Here is a 14,615-nt window from a genome sequence, read left to right as displayed (position 1 = left end):
GGGGGGGGGGGGGGGGGGGGGGGGGGGGGGGGGGGGGGGGGGGGGGGGGGGGGGGTGGGGGGGGGGGGGGGGGGGGGGGGGGGGGGGGGGGGGGGGGGGGGGGGGGGGGGGGGGGGGGGGGGGGGGGGGGGGGGGGGGAGCCATGAACGCAAAGACATCCGCCACGCCGGACAGGGGCAGCGCCGCGAGCCGTTCCCGCGCCGCCTCGCCCGCCCTGGTGCGCCTGAGCCTGAAGCTGCTCGGCGCCGGCCCGGTGGTCATCCTCTTCGCCCTCATCATCCTGCTCGGGTTCCTGTCGCCCTATTTTCTCACCGGCCGCAACCTCGGCAACATCCTGGCGCAGACGGCGGTGATCGCGCTGGTGGCCATGGGCCAGCACATCGTCATTCTCACCCGCGGCATCGATCTCTCCGTCGGCTCCAACCTGGCGCTCGCCTCGGTCGTGGGGGCTCTGGTCTACAAGGGCACGGACTCGACGGTTCTCACGGTCGCGGCGATGATCATGAGCGGCGGGCTGGTCGGCGCCGTCAACGGGCTGGTCTATGTCTATGGCCGGCTGCCGCACCCCTTCATCATCACGCTGGCGACGCTGAGCATCGCAAAGGGCACGGCGCTGGAACTCGCCAATGGCCGCGCCATCCAGGGCATGCCCGACCTTGTCCGCGCCGTCGGCGGCGGCTCCGCCTACGGCATCCCGGGCTCGCTGTTCGTGGTGGCCGGCGTCGCCGCGCTGTTTGCCGTGATGGCGAAGACCATGGTCTGGGGCCGCTGGCTCTACGCGGTGGGCGGCAGGCCGGAAGCGGCGATGCAGATGGGCATTCCGGTCAGGCCGGTGCTGATCTCGGCCTATGTGATTTCCGGCCTCTGCGCCGGGCTCGGCGCGCTGCTTCTCGCCGGCCGCACCGACGCCGGATCGCCGCTGTTCGGCAACCTGCTCGAGCTCGACACCATTGCCGCCGTCATCATCGGCGGGGCGAGCTTCCTCGGCGGCCGCGGCCATATCGGCCACGCGCTGGTCGGCGCCATCATGATCGGCGTCATCCGCAACGCGCTCAACCTGCTCAATGTCGACATTTTCTTCCAGCTCATCGTCATCGGCGTGGTCATCGTGATCGCGGTCGAGGCCGACGTGCTGCGCAACCATCTCGAGGGCCGCATGCGCATGCTGCAGGCAGCTGGCCAGTCATGACCAGGGCCTTCGCCGTGTCCCGCTCCACCGATGTCGTGCTCGACGTGCGCAACGCCACCAAGCGCTTCGGCCCCGTTCTGGCGCTCGACAACGTCTCGATCCAGGCCCGCCGCGGCCATGTGCTGGCGCTTCTGGGCGACAACGGCGCGGGCAAGTCGACGCTGATCAAGTGCATCAGCGGCGTCCACCAGATCGACGAGGGCAGCATCTGGCTCGACGGCGCGCTTACGCTGCTCCGGTCGCCGGGCGACGCCCGCGAGGCCGGCATCGAGACTGTCTACCAGGACCTGGCGCTGTTCGACAATCTGACGCCGGCGCAGAATTTCTACGCCGGCCGCGAGATCGCCTTTCCGTCCTGGCTGCCGGCCGGCATGCGCTTCATGCGCCGGCGCGAGATGGAAAGCGTCACCGGCGAGGTGCTGGAGCGGCTCAAGGTGTCGCTGCCCGGCGCCGGCGCCACCGTGGCGCTGATGTCGGGCGGCCAGCGCCAGGCGGTGGCAGTGGCGCGGGCCTCGGTGTTCGCGCGCAAGGTGGTGATCCTCGACGAGCCGACGGCGGCGCTGGGCCTGCGCGAATCGCGCAAGGTGCTCGACCTGATCGCCCAGCTCCGCGACGAGGGCAACGCCGTCATCCTGATCACCCACAACATGGAACATGTCACCGAACTGGCGAGCCTGGCCGTGGTTTTGCGGCAGGGGCGCAAGGTCGGCGAGTTGATACCGACGAAGGCGAACCAGCACGATCTGATCTCGATGATCGTCGGTGCCTGAGGCGAAGCCGCCCGGGGCGGCGGGAGGAGGTCGCGAACCGGAGTCTTCCGGGACGCACACGAGGACCGGCGAAAACGCCGGCCAAATCTGGAGGAGTGAACATGCGAAGATACATCAAGCTTCTGGGAGGACTGGCGATCGTGGGGACGTTGAGTTCCCCCGCATTCGCCGACCCGGTGAAGATCGGGTTCATCACCAAGTTCCCGGTCGAATTCTATTCCACCATGGAAAACGCCGCCAAGGCCTATGCCGAGGCGCATCCAGACGTGGAGATCGTCTACGGCCAGGGCCAGTCGGGCACCGACATCGAGGGCCAGATCGCGCTCATCGAATCCATGGTCACGCAGGGCGTCCAGGGCATCGCCATCACCCCGGTCGACCCGACGGTGGCTCCGGCGCTCGACAAGGCGATCGCGGCCGGCGCCAAGATCGTGCTGATGGACAACGACATCCCGGGCTGGACCGGCAAGACGGCGCTGGCCACGACCAACAACTACAATGCCGGGATGATCGCCGGCACCTATCTCAAGGGCGTGCTCAAGGATGGCGACAAGATCGGCATTCTCGAAGGGGTGCCCGGGGTGCCGGCGCTCGACGACCGGGTGACCGGCATGCTCAAGGGTCTCGAAGGCGTGGCCGTCGAGGTGGTCGGCCGCGGCGGCACCAATTGCACCCAGGAACTCGGCGTCTCGGTCGCCGAGGACATACTGACGGCCAATCCCGACCTCAAGGCGATCTACGCCGCCTGCGGCCCTCCGGCGGTGGGCGCCACCCAGGCGATCGAGAATGCCGGCATCGCCAATGACGCCATCGTCATGGTCGGCTTCGACGCCTGCTGCGGCGAACTCGACAAGGTGGTCTCCGGCCAGGAGGACGCCACCGTGGCACAGTACCCGGCCAAGATGGGCGAGCTGGGCGTCGATTCGCTGGTCAAGGCGATACGGGGCGAAAGCGTCGAGGAACTGGTTGATACCGGGGCCGGGCTGGTCACCGCCGAAAATGTGAAGGACTTCCAGTAGTCCGGGCATGCACGACAAGGGGGTCGGCGGTCCGCCGCCGGCCTCCCGCGCAACGGGGCTTGCGCACCCTGCCCCGATCGGCTCACATGCCGTCGCATCAGCCCCGCCTCAGCCAGGAAGTGACGAGCAATGTCCTTGATGAACAGTGTCATGTGTACCCGTCCGGGGCATCTTGAGCGTCGCCAGATTTCCCGACCGCAACGGCGCGAGGGCGAGGTTCTGCTCAGGATCCGGCGGATCGGCATCTGCGGAACCGACTACCACATATTCGAGGGCAGCCATCCCTATCTCGCCTACCCGAGGATCATGGGCCACGAACTGGCGGCCGAAGTGCTCGAGGCGCCGGCGGGCAGCGCGTTCGCCACCGGCGAGCCCGTCATCGTCAATCCCTATCTCGCCTGCGGCACCTGCCACGCCTGCAGGACGGGCAAACCGAACTGCTGCATGGCGATCGCGGTTCTCGGCGTGCATCGCGACGGCGGCATGTGCGAAGAACTGTCGATCCCCGAACGGAATGTTCTCGCAGCGGGCGGACTGTCGCTCGATGCCTGCGCAACGGTGGAGTTCCTGGCAATCGGCGCACACGCTGTCCGGCGCGGCTCCATCGGTCCCGGCGACCGGGTTCTCGTCGCCGGCGCCGGCCCGATCGGGCTTGGAACGGCGATCTTCGCCCGTCTCGCGGGGGCCAGCGTCCACATCACGGATCTCGACCCGCGCCGCCTGGCGGAAGCCTGCCCGATCGTCGGCGACTGCCAGTCCATTGTGGCGGGCGAAACCGCCGCGGCGGAGATCGCCCGTCTGACCGGCGGCGACGGCTTCGATGCCGTCTTCGACGCAACCGGAAACCTCGCCTCGATCCAGTCCGGCTTCCTCCGCGTCGCTCATGGCGGTCGCTACATCCTGGTGAGCGTCGTCAACGAGACGGTGAGCTTTGCCGATCCGGAATTCCACAAGCGGGAGATGAGCCTGATCGGCAGCCGCAACGCCACCAGGGCCGATTTCGACACCGTGATCGCCGCGCACAAGGCCGGGCAAATCCCGCTCGACCGGATCATCACCCACCGCACCGATCTCAAGGGCGCCATCTCCGACCTGCCGCGCTGGACGCACGAAAAGGACGGCCTGATCAAGGCCGTGATCACGCTCGACTAGGCCGCGGGCCTGCCCCGACGGCCCATGCCGCCGTTTTGCGGCCGACAGAACAGCCCCAAACGGGCCGCCAAGACCGTCAACATCTGCTGCAATGCACCAAAGCCCTTGCAAATCCGGCCGATTGAGGCCAGAAGCGCGGGCATGCTGACCATAACAAACCTCTCCGCCCGTATCGCCGGACGCCTGTTGATCGACAATGCCTCGCTGGCGCTGCCAGCCGGCATCAAAGCCGGCCTTGTCGGTCCCAACGGCGCGGGCAAGTCGACGCTGTTCAAGATCATCACCGGCGAGATGGCGACCGAGACCGGCCACACCTCGATTCCGAAGCAGACCCGCATCGGCCAGGTGGCGCAGGAAGCGCCGTCGGAGGAAACCTCGCTGGTCGAGATCGTGCTGCGCGCCGACCTTGAGCGCAGCCGGCTGATGGCGGAGGCGGAAACCGCCACCGACCCCTCGCGCATCGCCGAGATCCAGATGCGGCTGGTCGACATCGACGCCCATTCGGCCGAAGCCCGCGCCGCCTCGATCCTTGCCGGCCTCGGCTTCGACCAGGCGGCGCAGCAGCGCCCGGCCTCGTCCTTCTCCGGCGGCTGGCGCATGCGCGTGGCGCTGGCCTCGGTGCTGTTTTCCGAGCCCGACCTGCTGCTGCTCGACGAGCCGACCAACTATCTCGATCTCGAGGGCACGCTGTGGCTGGAGGACTATATCCGCCGCTACCCGCACACCGTGCTGATCATCAGCCATGACCGCGACCTCCTGAACACGGCCGCCAACGCCATCGTGCATCTCGACCAGAAGAAGCTCACCTTCTATCGCGGCGGCTTCGACCAGTTCGAGCGCCAGAAGGCCGAGCGCGACGAGCACCAGACCAAGGCGCGCGAAAAGAGCCTTGCCGCCCGCAAGCACATGGAGGAGTTCGTCGAACGCTTCCGCGCCAAGGCCTCGAAGGCCCGCCAGGCGCAGTCGCGCATCAAGGCGCTCGAGCGCATGGGCACGGTCGACGCCGTCATCGAGAACAATGTCCGCGGCTTCTCCTTCCCGCGGCCCGACCGCGGCGTCGCCTCGCCGATCATCGCCATCGAGGGCGGTTCGGTCGGCTACACGCCGGGATCGCCGATCCTGACCCGGCTCGACCTCCGGATCGACGCCGACGACCGCATCGCGTTGCTCGGCTCGAACGGCAACGGCAAGTCGACCTTCGCCAAGTTCATTGCCGGACGGCTGGAGGCCGAGGGCGGCAATCTCAGGATCGCGCCGCAGCTCAAGACCGGCTTCTTCGCCCAGCACCAGATGGACGACCTGATCCCCGGCGAATCCGCCGTCGCCCATGTTCGCGCGCTGATGCCGGACGTGCCGGAGGCCCGCGTGCGTGCCCGCGTCGCGCAGATGGGGCTCACCGCCGAGAAGATGAACACGCCGGCCAAGGACCTCTCCGGCGGCGAGAAGGCGCGGCTCCTGATGGGCCTGTCGGCCTTCCACGCGCCCAACCTGATGATCCTCGATGAGCCGACCAACCATCTCGATATCGACAGCCGCGCGGCGCTGATCCGGGCGCTCAACGATTTCCCCGGCGCCGTCATCCTCATCAGCCATGACCGCCATCTGATCGAGGCCACCGTCGATCGGCTGTGGATCGTCAAGGACGGCACTGTCTCCGTCTTCGACGGCGACCTCGAGGACTACCGCCAGCAGGTCGTCGGCGGCGGGTCCAACTCCGGCAAGTCGGCCAAGTCGGGCGACGGCGAGAAAATGTCGAAGGCCGACCGCCGCCGGCAGGCCGCCGACCTGCGCTCGAGCCACGCGCCGATGAAGAAGAAGATCAACGAACTCGAGGCCTTGACGGAAAAACTTGGCAAGGCGATTCAATCGCTCGACGCCGAGCTCGCCAGTCCCGAACAGTTCGCCGATGCGCCCTACAAGATCACCCAGAAGACCAAGCAGCGCGCCGAGCGCGCCGCGGAGCTGGCCAAGGTCGAGGAAGAGTGGGTCAGGCTTTCGGCCGAATACGACGAGGCCGTCACCGTAAATTGAGGCAGCGTCCGGTTCCGCGAGCGCAGATCGATCCTGTCCGGCCTGCCGGTTGACCTGACATCCCCTGCCCCTGTACGCGCGCTCAAATGTTCGTCATTTGACGCCTATTTTGCCGTCATCTGACGAGTAAGGAACAAGGCGATGTCCCTGATCGAATCCTATGGCGGCACTGGCGGCGGCATGGCGACGTCGCAGCCCGCGCGCATCGGCGCGTTGCTCGGGCTTGATGCCCCGACCCAGCTTGACGATGTCGGTCTTGCCGCCCGCGTCGCCGAAGGCCTGCTGCCTGCCTCGGCAGATGCGCTCGGCCGATTTGTCGGCATGCCGTTCGTGCTCGGATCCCTGATTCCGGAGGCCACTTTGCGGCGGGCGCGAAAGGGGAGCAAGCCCTTGTCACGCCAAATGAGCGAACGGCTCTACGAGGTCAGCCGGGTGATTGACGCCGCGGGGCTGAGCTTCCACGGCGACGGCGAGGCGATGACCCGCTTTCTCGAGCGGCCGCATGCATTGCTCGGAGGCAGGTCGCCCCTCGACATGGCGCAATCGAGCTCGGCGGGGGCTGACGCGGTGATGAACCTGATCCGCCGCGCCGACGCCGGCGTGGCGCTGTGAGCGGCGCCTGACCGCGCCCCGGCAGTTGCGCGAGCAGATCAAGGTCTACCGCATCGGCGACCCGCTGGGAGAATTTCCGATCTGGAGCGACGGCGGCGCCCGGCTGGTTTCGGGCCGCTGGCACGAGGCCGGGTCCCCGGTGGTCTATGCCTCCGAGCACTATTCCACCGCCAGGCTCGAAAAACTCGTGCATTTCGGCGGCGAGATGCCGCAAAACCAGCACTTCATCGAGATCGCCGTTCCGGCGGGCGTGAGCTACGAAGTGGCCAATGCCGACCTGCTCGACGGCTGGGCGTCACCCAATGGCGCAACAGCCCGCCAGTTCGGACAGAAGTGGTATGGTGAGCAACGGTCGGCCGTCCTGCTCGTGCCATCGGTGGTGGCGCGGATGGAACGAAATCTGGTCTTCAACACCGCCCATCGGGACTTTGCCCGGATAAGGCCAGGGCTCGAAACGCCGATCTGGTGGAACGACCGCCTGTTCGGATAGCCGGGCCCCTCGCCGCTCGAGGCCTCCGGAAGCCTACTTGGCCTTGGGACCCTTGCCATTGGCCGCTTTGGCGCGTTCATCGACGCGCTCGGCGCCCTTCTTGAGGTGCGAGCCCTTGGCCGCCTCGACGTCCAGTTCCTCCTTGCGGGCCTCCTTCTTGAAGCCGGCGGAAGCCTTCGCGCCCTTGGCGGACTTGTCCAGATTCTGCGTGGTGGTCGGTTTCATCTCTCATCTCCCAGCGCGCACGATCGCGCGCCGGATTCAACGCCACCGCAGGGAAACGGTTCCTTCACCCGTATGCGGGCGGAAGAGTCGCTCGAGCCGCGGTGAAGCCTTCGTTCAGGCCTTCTTCTCCCAGCGCCGGTCCTGCGTCTGCTGCCAGTAGGTGAGCGTATGGCCGTCCGCCTTCAGCGCCTTCCACTGGGTGCGGGCGAGGTCGAGCTGGCCCTGGTCGTGGCCGTCGAACATGAACACCAGCCGCTCGCAGCCCTCCAGCGCGGGCACATCGGCGCCGTCGACGACGAAGCGCACCGTCGAGCCGTTGGCGGCGTCGGCCGACAGGGTCAGCAGCACCGGCTGGCGCGCCGTCGAATCCGGCCCCGCCGGGCCGCGGTCGATGTCATGGGGCAGGAAACTGTCGTCGCGGAAGGTCCACAGATGCGAATCCAGCGCGTCGCGGCGCTCTTCCGATCCCAGATGCACCGAGACCATCCAGCCGCGCTCGACGCTCTTCTCCAGAAGCGGCGGCAGGGCGTCCTCCAGGCGGGATTCGGTGAGATGGTAGAACAGCGCCTCGGCCATTGCCCCGGACTCCCCGCTCAGGCTTCGTAGTTCGCGCGCACCAGCTCGTCGAGCAGCCGGACGCCGAAGCCCGAGCCCCAGGACACGTTCACGTCGGTCGACGGCGATCCCATGGCGGTGCCGGCAATGTCGAGATGCGCCCAGGGCGTGTCCTTGACGAAGCGCTTGAGGAACTGCGCGGCGGTGATGGCGCCGGCATGGCGGCCGCCGGTGTTCTTGACGTCGGCGAACCGGGAATCGATCATCTTGTCGTATTCGGCGCTCATCGGCATGCGCCAGACCCGTTCCTCCGTCACTTCGCCAGCCTTGGTCAGCTGTGCCGACAGGGCGTCGTCATTGGAGAACAGCCCGGCGTGCTGGTTGCCGAGCGCGACCAGGATGGCGCCGGTGAGCGTCGCCAGATTGATCATCGCCGTGGGCGCGAAGCGCTCCTGGCAGTACCACAGCGCGTCGCAGAGCACGAGACGGCCCTCGGCATCGGTGTTGATGACCTCGATGGTCTGGCCGGACATCGAGCGCACGATGTCGCCCGGGCGCTGGGCGGCGCCGTCAGGCATGTTCTCGACCAGGCCGATGATGCCCACGGCATTGACCTTGGCCTTGCGGGCGGCGAGCACGTGCATGAGGCCGATGACGGCCGCGGCGCCGCCCATGTCGCCCTTCATGTCCTCCATGCCGCCGGCGGGCTTGATCGAGATGCCGCCGGTGTCGAAGACCACGCCCTTGCCGACGAAGGCCACGGGCTTCGTCTTGGCCTTGCCGCCGTTCCACTGCATGATCGCCATGCGCGGCGGCCGCGCCGAACCCAGCGAGACGCCGAGCAGCGCCTCCATCTTCAGCTTGCCCATTTCCTTTTCTGTGAGGATCTCCACCTTCATGCCCAGCGCCTCGAGTTCCTTGGCCTTGGCGGCGAATTCCACCGGGCCCAGGACGTTGGCCGGCTCGTTGACCAGGTCGCGGGCGAGCCTGACGCCGTCGGCCACCGCTTGGCGATCGGCAAAGGCTTTCCTGCAGCCGGCTGCGTCCGTGTGGACGATGGTCACCTTGACCTTGCGGTCGCTGATCTCGTCGTCGTCCTTCCGGCGGGTCTTGTAGGTGTCGAACGAGTAGCCGCGCATGATCAGCCCCAGCGCGATGTCGGCCGCGGTGTCGGCGGACTCGTCGCCGCCGAGCAGCACCGTGAGCTGGTCCGCCTTGCGCAGCAACGTGAAGATCTTGCCGCCGATGCGCATCCAGCCATGCGCCGTCAGCGCGGAGACATCACCGGTGCCCACCAGCGCGATGCGGTCGGCCGGCGAATCCTTGGGCGCCAGCAGTTCGACGGTGGACCACGCCTTGCCGGTGAACCCCGCGACCTCGACCGCCCGGTCGAGCACTGCGGCCCGATCGATGGCCCGGATCACGGCGGGGACCGGAGTGCCCGGAGCGCCGAGCGCGACGGCAAGACCGCCCTTGACCTTTTCGGTCTTGGCGAAGGAAATATCGATCGTGACGGACATGGCTGCTCCTGAAGGCGGGTCTGGTGATCTGGCAAACGGCGATCATCATGCTTTCCGCCCAGAACGCAAGGCCCGCGATCTGGGCGATTGCGCCGCGCCGCAACACAGGCAAGAATGCATTAACCGAGTTTGTTTGCGCCATATTATCCAATTTCAAGCCATATGGGCATGGCGCAATGTTGACACAGGCTACGGGCATTAGGCATGTGGCGCGACCGAACCGGCGTCTAATCAAGGCGGATGGCCCGCGGGGGCATTTGCCGGACGGAGCATATGAAGCAGATCGAGCGATACATCTTCCGGCGCATGGCGACCCTGACCTTCTGGTCGCTGATCGCCGCGACGACGCTGGTGCTGACGACCCAGGTGCTGCTCCGGATTGATATCCTGACGACCACCGGCCAGGCGCTTTCGGCGTTTCTCAAGCTCGCCGGAACGCTGGTGCCGTCTGTGATGGTGATCGTGGTTCCCTTCGCGCTGCTCATCGGCGTCGGCCAGGTGCTCTCCGGGATGAATGCCGACAGCGAGCTCGTGGTGATGGAGGCCGCCGGAACCAGCCCGCGCACGGTGCTCAAGCCGGTGCTGCTCTTGTCGGTCCTGCTGTCGCTGTTCGTGCTGCTGGTCAGCAATTTCGTCGAGCCCTGGGCCAACCGCAAGCTGTACAGCGTGATGGCCTCGGCGCAGTCCGACCTGTTCTCGGTCGCCGTGCGCTCGGGCACCTTCCAGCGCATCGAGGACGGGCTCTACGTGCAGATCAACGAGAAGAAGCCGGGCGGCGAACTGGCCGGCATCTTCCTGTCCGACACACGCACCGAGGGCCGGGAACTGGTCTATTTCGCCCAGCGCGGCAGCGTGCAGAAGATCGGCGACATCACGCTGCTCTACATGACCGACGGCGAAGTGCAGCAGCGCGACGCGGGCAGCGACCAGATCTCGATCGTCAGCTTCAGCTCCTACGCGCTCGACATGGCCGCGTTCCTGCCGGCAAGCGGCGGCGGGGTGCGGCGACCCAACGAACAGCCGACGAGCTACCTGCTCGACCCGCCCGCCGACGACTACTTCGTCGTCAACGCCAATCACATCATGAAGAGCGAGATCGTGCGCCGCTTTTCGACCTGGCTCTATCCGCTGGTCTTCGGCCTGATCGCCTTCACCTTCCTCGGCAAGGCCCATTCCAACCGCCAGGAGCAGGTCCAGAACGTGCTCTTGGTCACCGGGATCACGCTCGGGCTGCGCGGCCTCGGATTCTACACCGGGGACTCCGCCGGACGGCTTCCCGCGGCCGAGATCACATCCTATGCGGCGCCGCTTGCGGCCATCGCGATCTTCGGGCTGCTTGCCGCCACCGGCCGGACGCTGACAATTCCGAAGCGCTGGGCGCAGCTCAATGCGTTCCTCCTCGACTGGATCCAGCGCCGGCTCGGCCTGCAGAACCCGTCCGCCTCGGAGGGACGGCCATGAGGCTCTATCCCGGCGTTGTCTGGCGCTATTTCTTCCGGCGCTATGTCGTCACGCTGCTCGCCTACAGCGCGGCGATCCTTTTCATCATCCTGCTGGTCGACTTCAACGAATCCTCGCGCCGCATATCCGCATCGGAGAACTACACGATCGCCATCGGCATCTATCTCTCGGCCCTGCGCCTGCCGATGGTGATGCAGACCGCCCTGCCCTTCGTGGCGCTGATCGCCTCGATCGTGACGCTGACCCAGCTCAACCGCAAATACGAGCTCGTCGTGGTTCGTGCCGCCGGCATCTCGGCCTGGCAGTTCCTGGCGCCGCTGATCGTGGCCAACCTCCTGCTCGGCCTGTTTTCCATCATGGTGCTCAACCCACTCTCGGCCAATTCGACGTCGCTGGCGGAATCGATGATGCTCGAGCAGGGCCTCGGCTCGACCCGGAAAGGCGCCGACAAGACGGTGCCGTGGCTGCGGCAGCGGACCGAGCAGGGCGACACCGTCATCGGCGCGCGCGAGAGCGCCGACGGCGGCACGCGTCTCGGCAATGTGACCTTCTTCCGCTTCGACTCCGACAACCACCTGCGCGACCGCCTGGAAGCCAAGTCGGTGGTGCTGGCCGAAGGCGAATGGCAGCTGACCGACATCATCCGCTTCCGCGCCAACGAGAAGCCCGAGCGCATCGACAGCCTCGCCATTCTGACCAATCTGCAGGCCGAATTCCTCGGCGAATCATTGGCTTCTCCGGATTCCGTGTCGTTCTTCGATCTGCCCTCGAAGATCGCCGCGGCGCAGTCCTACGGCATGCCGGCCAACGCCTATGCGATGCAATTGCACCGCCTGATCGCCCAGCCCGCGCTGCTGGCGGCAATGACGCTGATCGCCGCCGTCGTGTCGCTGAAATTTGTGCGCTTCGGGCAATCTTTATCGGTGGTTCTGGGTGGAATCCTGGCGGGCTTCGTGCTCTATGTCGTTTCCGACCTGATCCAGTCATTCGGGAACGCCGGAACCATCCCACCTTTCGTGGCGGCCTGGCTTCCGGTGCTGGTCGCGTCGGCGTTGGGGACGACAATACTTCTCCACAAGGAGGACGGATAGTGGCGCCAGTACGCCGGTCAGAAACGGCTGCTTTTCTCGCTGCGCTTCGCGCCGGCGTGGCTGCGTGCGCCATCGGCCTCGCCTTTGCCGGCGCCGCCCAGGCGCAAGCCCAGCCTCCGCTCGATGTCTCCGTCCCCGCGGACGCGAAGATGCTGCTCGCCGCCGACCAGCTGATCTACGATCATGATTCGAGCCTGGTGATCGCCACCGGCGGCGTCCAGATCGATTACGGCGGCTACCAGCTGGTGGCCGAACGGGTCGAGTACGACCAGAGAACCGGCCGCGTGCGCGCCAGCGGCAAGGTCGAGATGCTGGAGCCGGGCGGCAACCGCATCTATGCCGACAATCTCGACGTCACCGACGATTTCTCCGACGGCTTCGTCAACGCGCTCCGAATCGAAACGCCGGACAACACCCGCATCATCGCCGAAAGCGCCGAGCGCAGCGGCGGCACCGAGACGACGTTCAACAACGGCGTCTACACCGCCTGCGAGCCCTGCAGGGAAAATCCGGCCAAGGCGCCGTTCTGGCAGATCAAGGCGCGCAAGGTGATCCAGAACGGCGTCACCCAGACCGTCCGGCTGGAGCGCGCCACGTTCGAACTCTTCGGCATGCCGATCGCCTTCCTGCCCTATCTGGAGCTGCCCGACCACCAGGCCAAGCGCAAGTCCGGGTTCCTGCAGCCGAGCTTTTCCGTCACCGACGAACTCGGCTTCGGCGCCGGCATCCCCTATTACTACGTGATCTCGCCGTCGATGGACGTGACCGTGACCGGCACCGGCTACACCAAGCAGGGGTTTCTCGCCGAAGGCGAATTCCGGCAACGGTTCGAGAACGGCGAGGTCATCCTGCGGATGGCAGGGATCTCGCAGAACAACCCCGACAATTTTGATGCGAGCGCAGGCTATAGCACAGTCGACGGGTCGGTCACCGAGCGCGGCTTCATCGCCTCCGAGGCCAAGTTCGAGATCAATCCGCGCTGGACCTTCGGCTGGGACGTGATGCTGCAGAGCGACCGGAATTTCGCCCGCACCTACGGGCTGCAAGGCTATGGCGATGTCCGCCACACATCCGAGGTCTATCTCACCGGGCTTGCCAACCGCAGCTTCTTCGATCTGCGCGCCTACAAATTCGACGTGCAGGATGATTGGATCGACAGCACTCAGGACAAGGAGCAGGCGCTGGTCTATCCGGTGCTGGACTACAACCGCATCTCCCCCCGGTCGGTGGCCGGCGGCGAACTGGCGCTCAACGTCAATGTGCAGAACCTGTCGCGGGAGAACGAGGATCGGCTTGGTGTGCTGGAACGCTATCCCGGGCTCGAGGGCGAAAGCGCCCGACTGACCGCGGAACTCGAGTGGAAGCGGACCTTCACGACGGCCCAGGGCCTGCGGCTGACGACGTTGTTGGCGGCGCGCGCCGATGGCAATTATCTCGACCTGACAGGACCGAGTGGCACCTATTCCGGCTTGGAATCCAATGGCTCGACCGGCCGCGGCATGGTCACCGCGGGGCTGGAGGCCAGCTATCCGATCCTGATGACCACGGCGAACTCGACCCATGTGATCGAGCCGATCGCACAGGTCTTCGTCCGCCCCAACGAGCAACTGTCCGGCGGCCTGCCCAACGAGGACGCGCAGAGCTTCGTCTTCGACACCACCAGCCTGTTCGATCGCGACAAGTTTTCCGGCTACGACCGCATCGAGGGCGGCACCCGGGCCAATGTCGGCGTGCGCTACACCGGCAGCTACTCCAACGGCATGACCACCTTCGCCACCTTCGGCCAGTCCTATCACCTGGCCGGCCTCAACTCGTTCACCACCACCGATCTGGTCGGGGCCGGGCTCGATTCGGGCCTTGAATCGCGCGCATCGGACTTCGTGGCGATGGCCGGCGTCACCTCGCCCGCGGGCATCACCCTGTCCGGTTCGGGCCGCTTCGACAACGAGGGCTTGTCGCTCAAGCGCGGCGACCTGACCGCCGGGCTTGCCCGGGGGCCGTTTTCGGGAACATTCACCTATTCCGACGTCGCCGCCCAGAAAGGCTACGGTGCCACCCAGGACCGCCGCGAGCTCAAGGGCGCGGCAACACTGCGGTTCACGGAAAACTGGAGCGTCTCGGGGGCCGCCAGCTACGACCTCGAGAGGCAGAAATTCTACCGCTCCGGCGTCGGCCTTGCCTATGGCGACGAATGCGTCGAATTCGCCATCAGCTATCAGCGGCTGCTCGACGACAACAAGCCCGAGACCCGCGACTGGAGCATCGCCGCGCGCCTGAGCTTCCGGACGCTCGGCGACATCAATTACTCCACCGTGGATGAAAACCTGTTCTAGGTTCCGGGATTGCCGCATGGCCGGCGGCGAATTCAAACTCACTACGTCCGGACCTGCTCCGGACGTATCCGACATGGGCGGGCGGCCTCGCGCAGAAGCGCATCGCCAGAATTCGGATTCACGCGATGCGCTTCTGCTCTTTCTAATTATGCATGTCGTAATCCCGA

The 14,615-nt window shown here is 66.5% G+C and carries 13 protein-coding genes; 10 read left to right on the top strand and 3 right to left on the bottom strand.

Going from position 1 to position 14,615, the window contains the following annotated elements:
- Positions 1–142 precede the first annotated feature (142 nt).
- The 7 genes from DFR52_RS11235 (at position 143) to DFR52_RS11205 (ending at position 7,263) form a co-directional block, all read left to right on the top strand.
- Positions 143–1,189, top strand: coding sequence for an ABC transporter permease (locus DFR52_RS11235; protein ID WP_110031986.1), 1,047 nt, complete (start codon positions 143–145; stop codon positions 1,187–1,189).
- The gene (locus DFR52_RS11230; protein ID WP_110031985.1) at positions 1,186–1,959 is read left to right on the top strand and encodes an ATP-binding cassette domain-containing protein; all 774 of its coding nucleotides are present in this window, start codon (positions 1,186–1,188) and stop codon (positions 1,957–1,959) included. Before DFR52_RS11235 ends, DFR52_RS11230 begins: the two co-directional genes overlap by 4 nt.
- A gap of 101 nt (positions 1,960–2,060) precedes the next feature.
- Positions 2,061–2,978 (top strand): sugar ABC transporter substrate-binding protein, encoded by a 918-nt coding sequence (locus tag DFR52_RS11225; protein ID WP_110031984.1) that lies wholly within the window; start codon positions 2,061–2,063, stop codon positions 2,976–2,978.
- 138 nt (positions 2,979–3,116) lie between these two features.
- Positions 3,117–4,130 carry a zinc-binding alcohol dehydrogenase family protein gene (locus tag DFR52_RS11220; RefSeq protein WP_110032091.1) on the top strand — a complete coding sequence of 338 codons (1,014 nt, stop codon included), beginning with the start codon at positions 3,117–3,119 and terminating at the stop codon, positions 4,128–4,130.
- 141 nt (positions 4,131–4,271) lie between these two features.
- The gene (locus DFR52_RS11215) at positions 4,272–6,161 is read left to right on the top strand and encodes an ABC-F family ATP-binding cassette domain-containing protein (protein ID WP_110031983.1); all 1,890 of its coding nucleotides are present in this window, start codon (positions 4,272–4,274) and stop codon (positions 6,159–6,161) included.
- Positions 6,162–6,302: 141 nt separating this feature from the next.
- A complete protein-coding gene (locus DFR52_RS11210; RefSeq protein WP_110031982.1) occupies positions 6,303–6,773 on the top strand; it encodes an antitoxin Xre/MbcA/ParS toxin-binding domain-containing protein in 471 nt (156 codons plus the stop codon).
- Positions 6,774–6,798: 25 nt separating this feature from the next.
- Positions 6,799–7,263, top strand: a complete 465-nt coding sequence (locus DFR52_RS11205; RefSeq protein WP_210205816.1) for an RES family NAD+ phosphorylase — start codon at positions 6,799–6,801, stop codon at positions 7,261–7,263.
- Positions 7,264–7,296: 33 nt separating this feature from the next.
- Here the strand turns inward: DFR52_RS11205 and DFR52_RS11200 are convergent, their stop codons facing one another.
- From DFR52_RS11200 to DFR52_RS11190, 3 genes are all read right to left on the bottom strand, one after another.
- On the bottom strand, positions 7,297–7,488 hold the full coding sequence (locus DFR52_RS11200) for a hypothetical protein (protein WP_110031980.1): 192 nt from the start codon (positions 7,486–7,488) through the stop codon (positions 7,297–7,299).
- 114 nt (positions 7,489–7,602) lie between these two features.
- Positions 7,603–8,064, bottom strand: coding sequence for a DNA polymerase III subunit chi (locus DFR52_RS11195; protein ID WP_110031979.1), 462 nt, complete (start codon positions 8,062–8,064; stop codon positions 7,603–7,605).
- 17 nt (positions 8,065–8,081) lie between these two features.
- Entirely contained in the window at positions 8,082–9,563 is a 1,482-nt protein-coding gene (locus DFR52_RS11190) for a leucyl aminopeptidase (RefSeq protein ID WP_110031978.1), read from the bottom strand.
- Between the two features lie 273 nt (positions 9,564–9,836).
- Between DFR52_RS11190 and DFR52_RS11185 the strand changes: the two genes are divergently transcribed.
- Genes DFR52_RS11185 through DFR52_RS11175 form a run of 3 tightly spaced genes read left to right on the top strand, consistent with a single transcriptional unit; the run spans position 9,837 to position 14,448 of the window.
- On the top strand, positions 9,837–11,024 hold the full coding sequence (locus tag DFR52_RS11185) for an LptF/LptG family permease (RefSeq protein ID WP_158284934.1): 1,188 nt from the start codon (positions 9,837–9,839) through the stop codon (positions 11,022–11,024).
- Complete coding sequence (gene lptG / locus DFR52_RS11180) at positions 11,021–12,115, top strand: LPS export ABC transporter permease LptG (RefSeq protein ID WP_110031976.1); 1,095 nt, start codon at positions 11,021–11,023, stop codon at positions 12,113–12,115. The genes DFR52_RS11185 and lptG overlap by 4 nt, the downstream gene beginning before the upstream one ends.
- A complete protein-coding gene (locus tag DFR52_RS11175) occupies positions 12,115–14,448 on the top strand; it encodes an LPS-assembly protein LptD (RefSeq protein WP_110031975.1) in 2,334 nt (777 codons plus the stop codon). The genes lptG and DFR52_RS11175 overlap by 1 nt, the downstream gene beginning before the upstream one ends.
- Positions 14,449–14,615 lie beyond the last annotated feature (167 nt).

Source organism: Hoeflea marina, from assembly GCF_003182275.1.
Taxonomy (GTDB): domain Bacteria; phylum Pseudomonadota; class Alphaproteobacteria; order Rhizobiales; family Rhizobiaceae; genus Hoeflea; species Hoeflea marina.
Note: the sequence above shows the minus strand (reverse complement) of the source record. Positions and strands in the feature narration are given on the sequence as shown.

Excerpts from the sequence above, each read along its gene's own strand:
- DFR52_RS11235 (WP_110031986.1), top strand. The coding sequence starts at position 143 with ATGAACGCAAAGACATCCGCCACGCCGGACAGGGGCAGCGCCGCGAGC.
- DFR52_RS11230 (WP_110031985.1), top strand. The coding sequence starts at position 1,186 with ATGACCAGGGCCTTCGCCGTGTCCCGCTCCACCGATGTCGTGCTCGAC.
- DFR52_RS11225 (WP_110031984.1), top strand. The coding sequence starts at position 2,061 with ATGCGAAGATACATCAAGCTTCTGGGAGGACTGGCGATCGTGGGGACG.
- DFR52_RS11220 (WP_110032091.1), top strand. The coding sequence starts at position 3,117 with ATGAACAGTGTCATGTGTACCCGTCCGGGGCATCTTGAGCGTCGCCAG.
- DFR52_RS11215 (WP_110031983.1), top strand. The coding sequence starts at position 4,272 with ATGCTGACCATAACAAACCTCTCCGCCCGTATCGCCGGACGCCTGTTG.
- DFR52_RS11210 (WP_110031982.1), top strand. The coding sequence starts at position 6,303 with ATGTCCCTGATCGAATCCTATGGCGGCACTGGCGGCGGCATGGCGACG.
- DFR52_RS11200 (WP_110031980.1), bottom strand. The coding sequence starts at position 7,488 with ATGAAACCGACCACCACGCAGAATCTGGACAAGTCCGCCAAGGGCGCG.
- DFR52_RS11195 (WP_110031979.1), bottom strand. The coding sequence starts at position 8,064 with ATGGCCGAGGCGCTGTTCTACCATCTCACCGAATCCCGCCTGGAGGAC.
- DFR52_RS11190 (WP_110031978.1), bottom strand. The coding sequence starts at position 9,563 with ATGTCCGTCACGATCGATATTTCCTTCGCCAAGACCGAAAAGGTCAAG.
- DFR52_RS11185 (WP_158284934.1), top strand. The coding sequence starts at position 9,837 with ATGAAGCAGATCGAGCGATACATCTTCCGGCGCATGGCGACCCTGACC.
- lptG (WP_110031976.1), top strand. The coding sequence starts at position 11,021 with ATGAGGCTCTATCCCGGCGTTGTCTGGCGCTATTTCTTCCGGCGCTAT.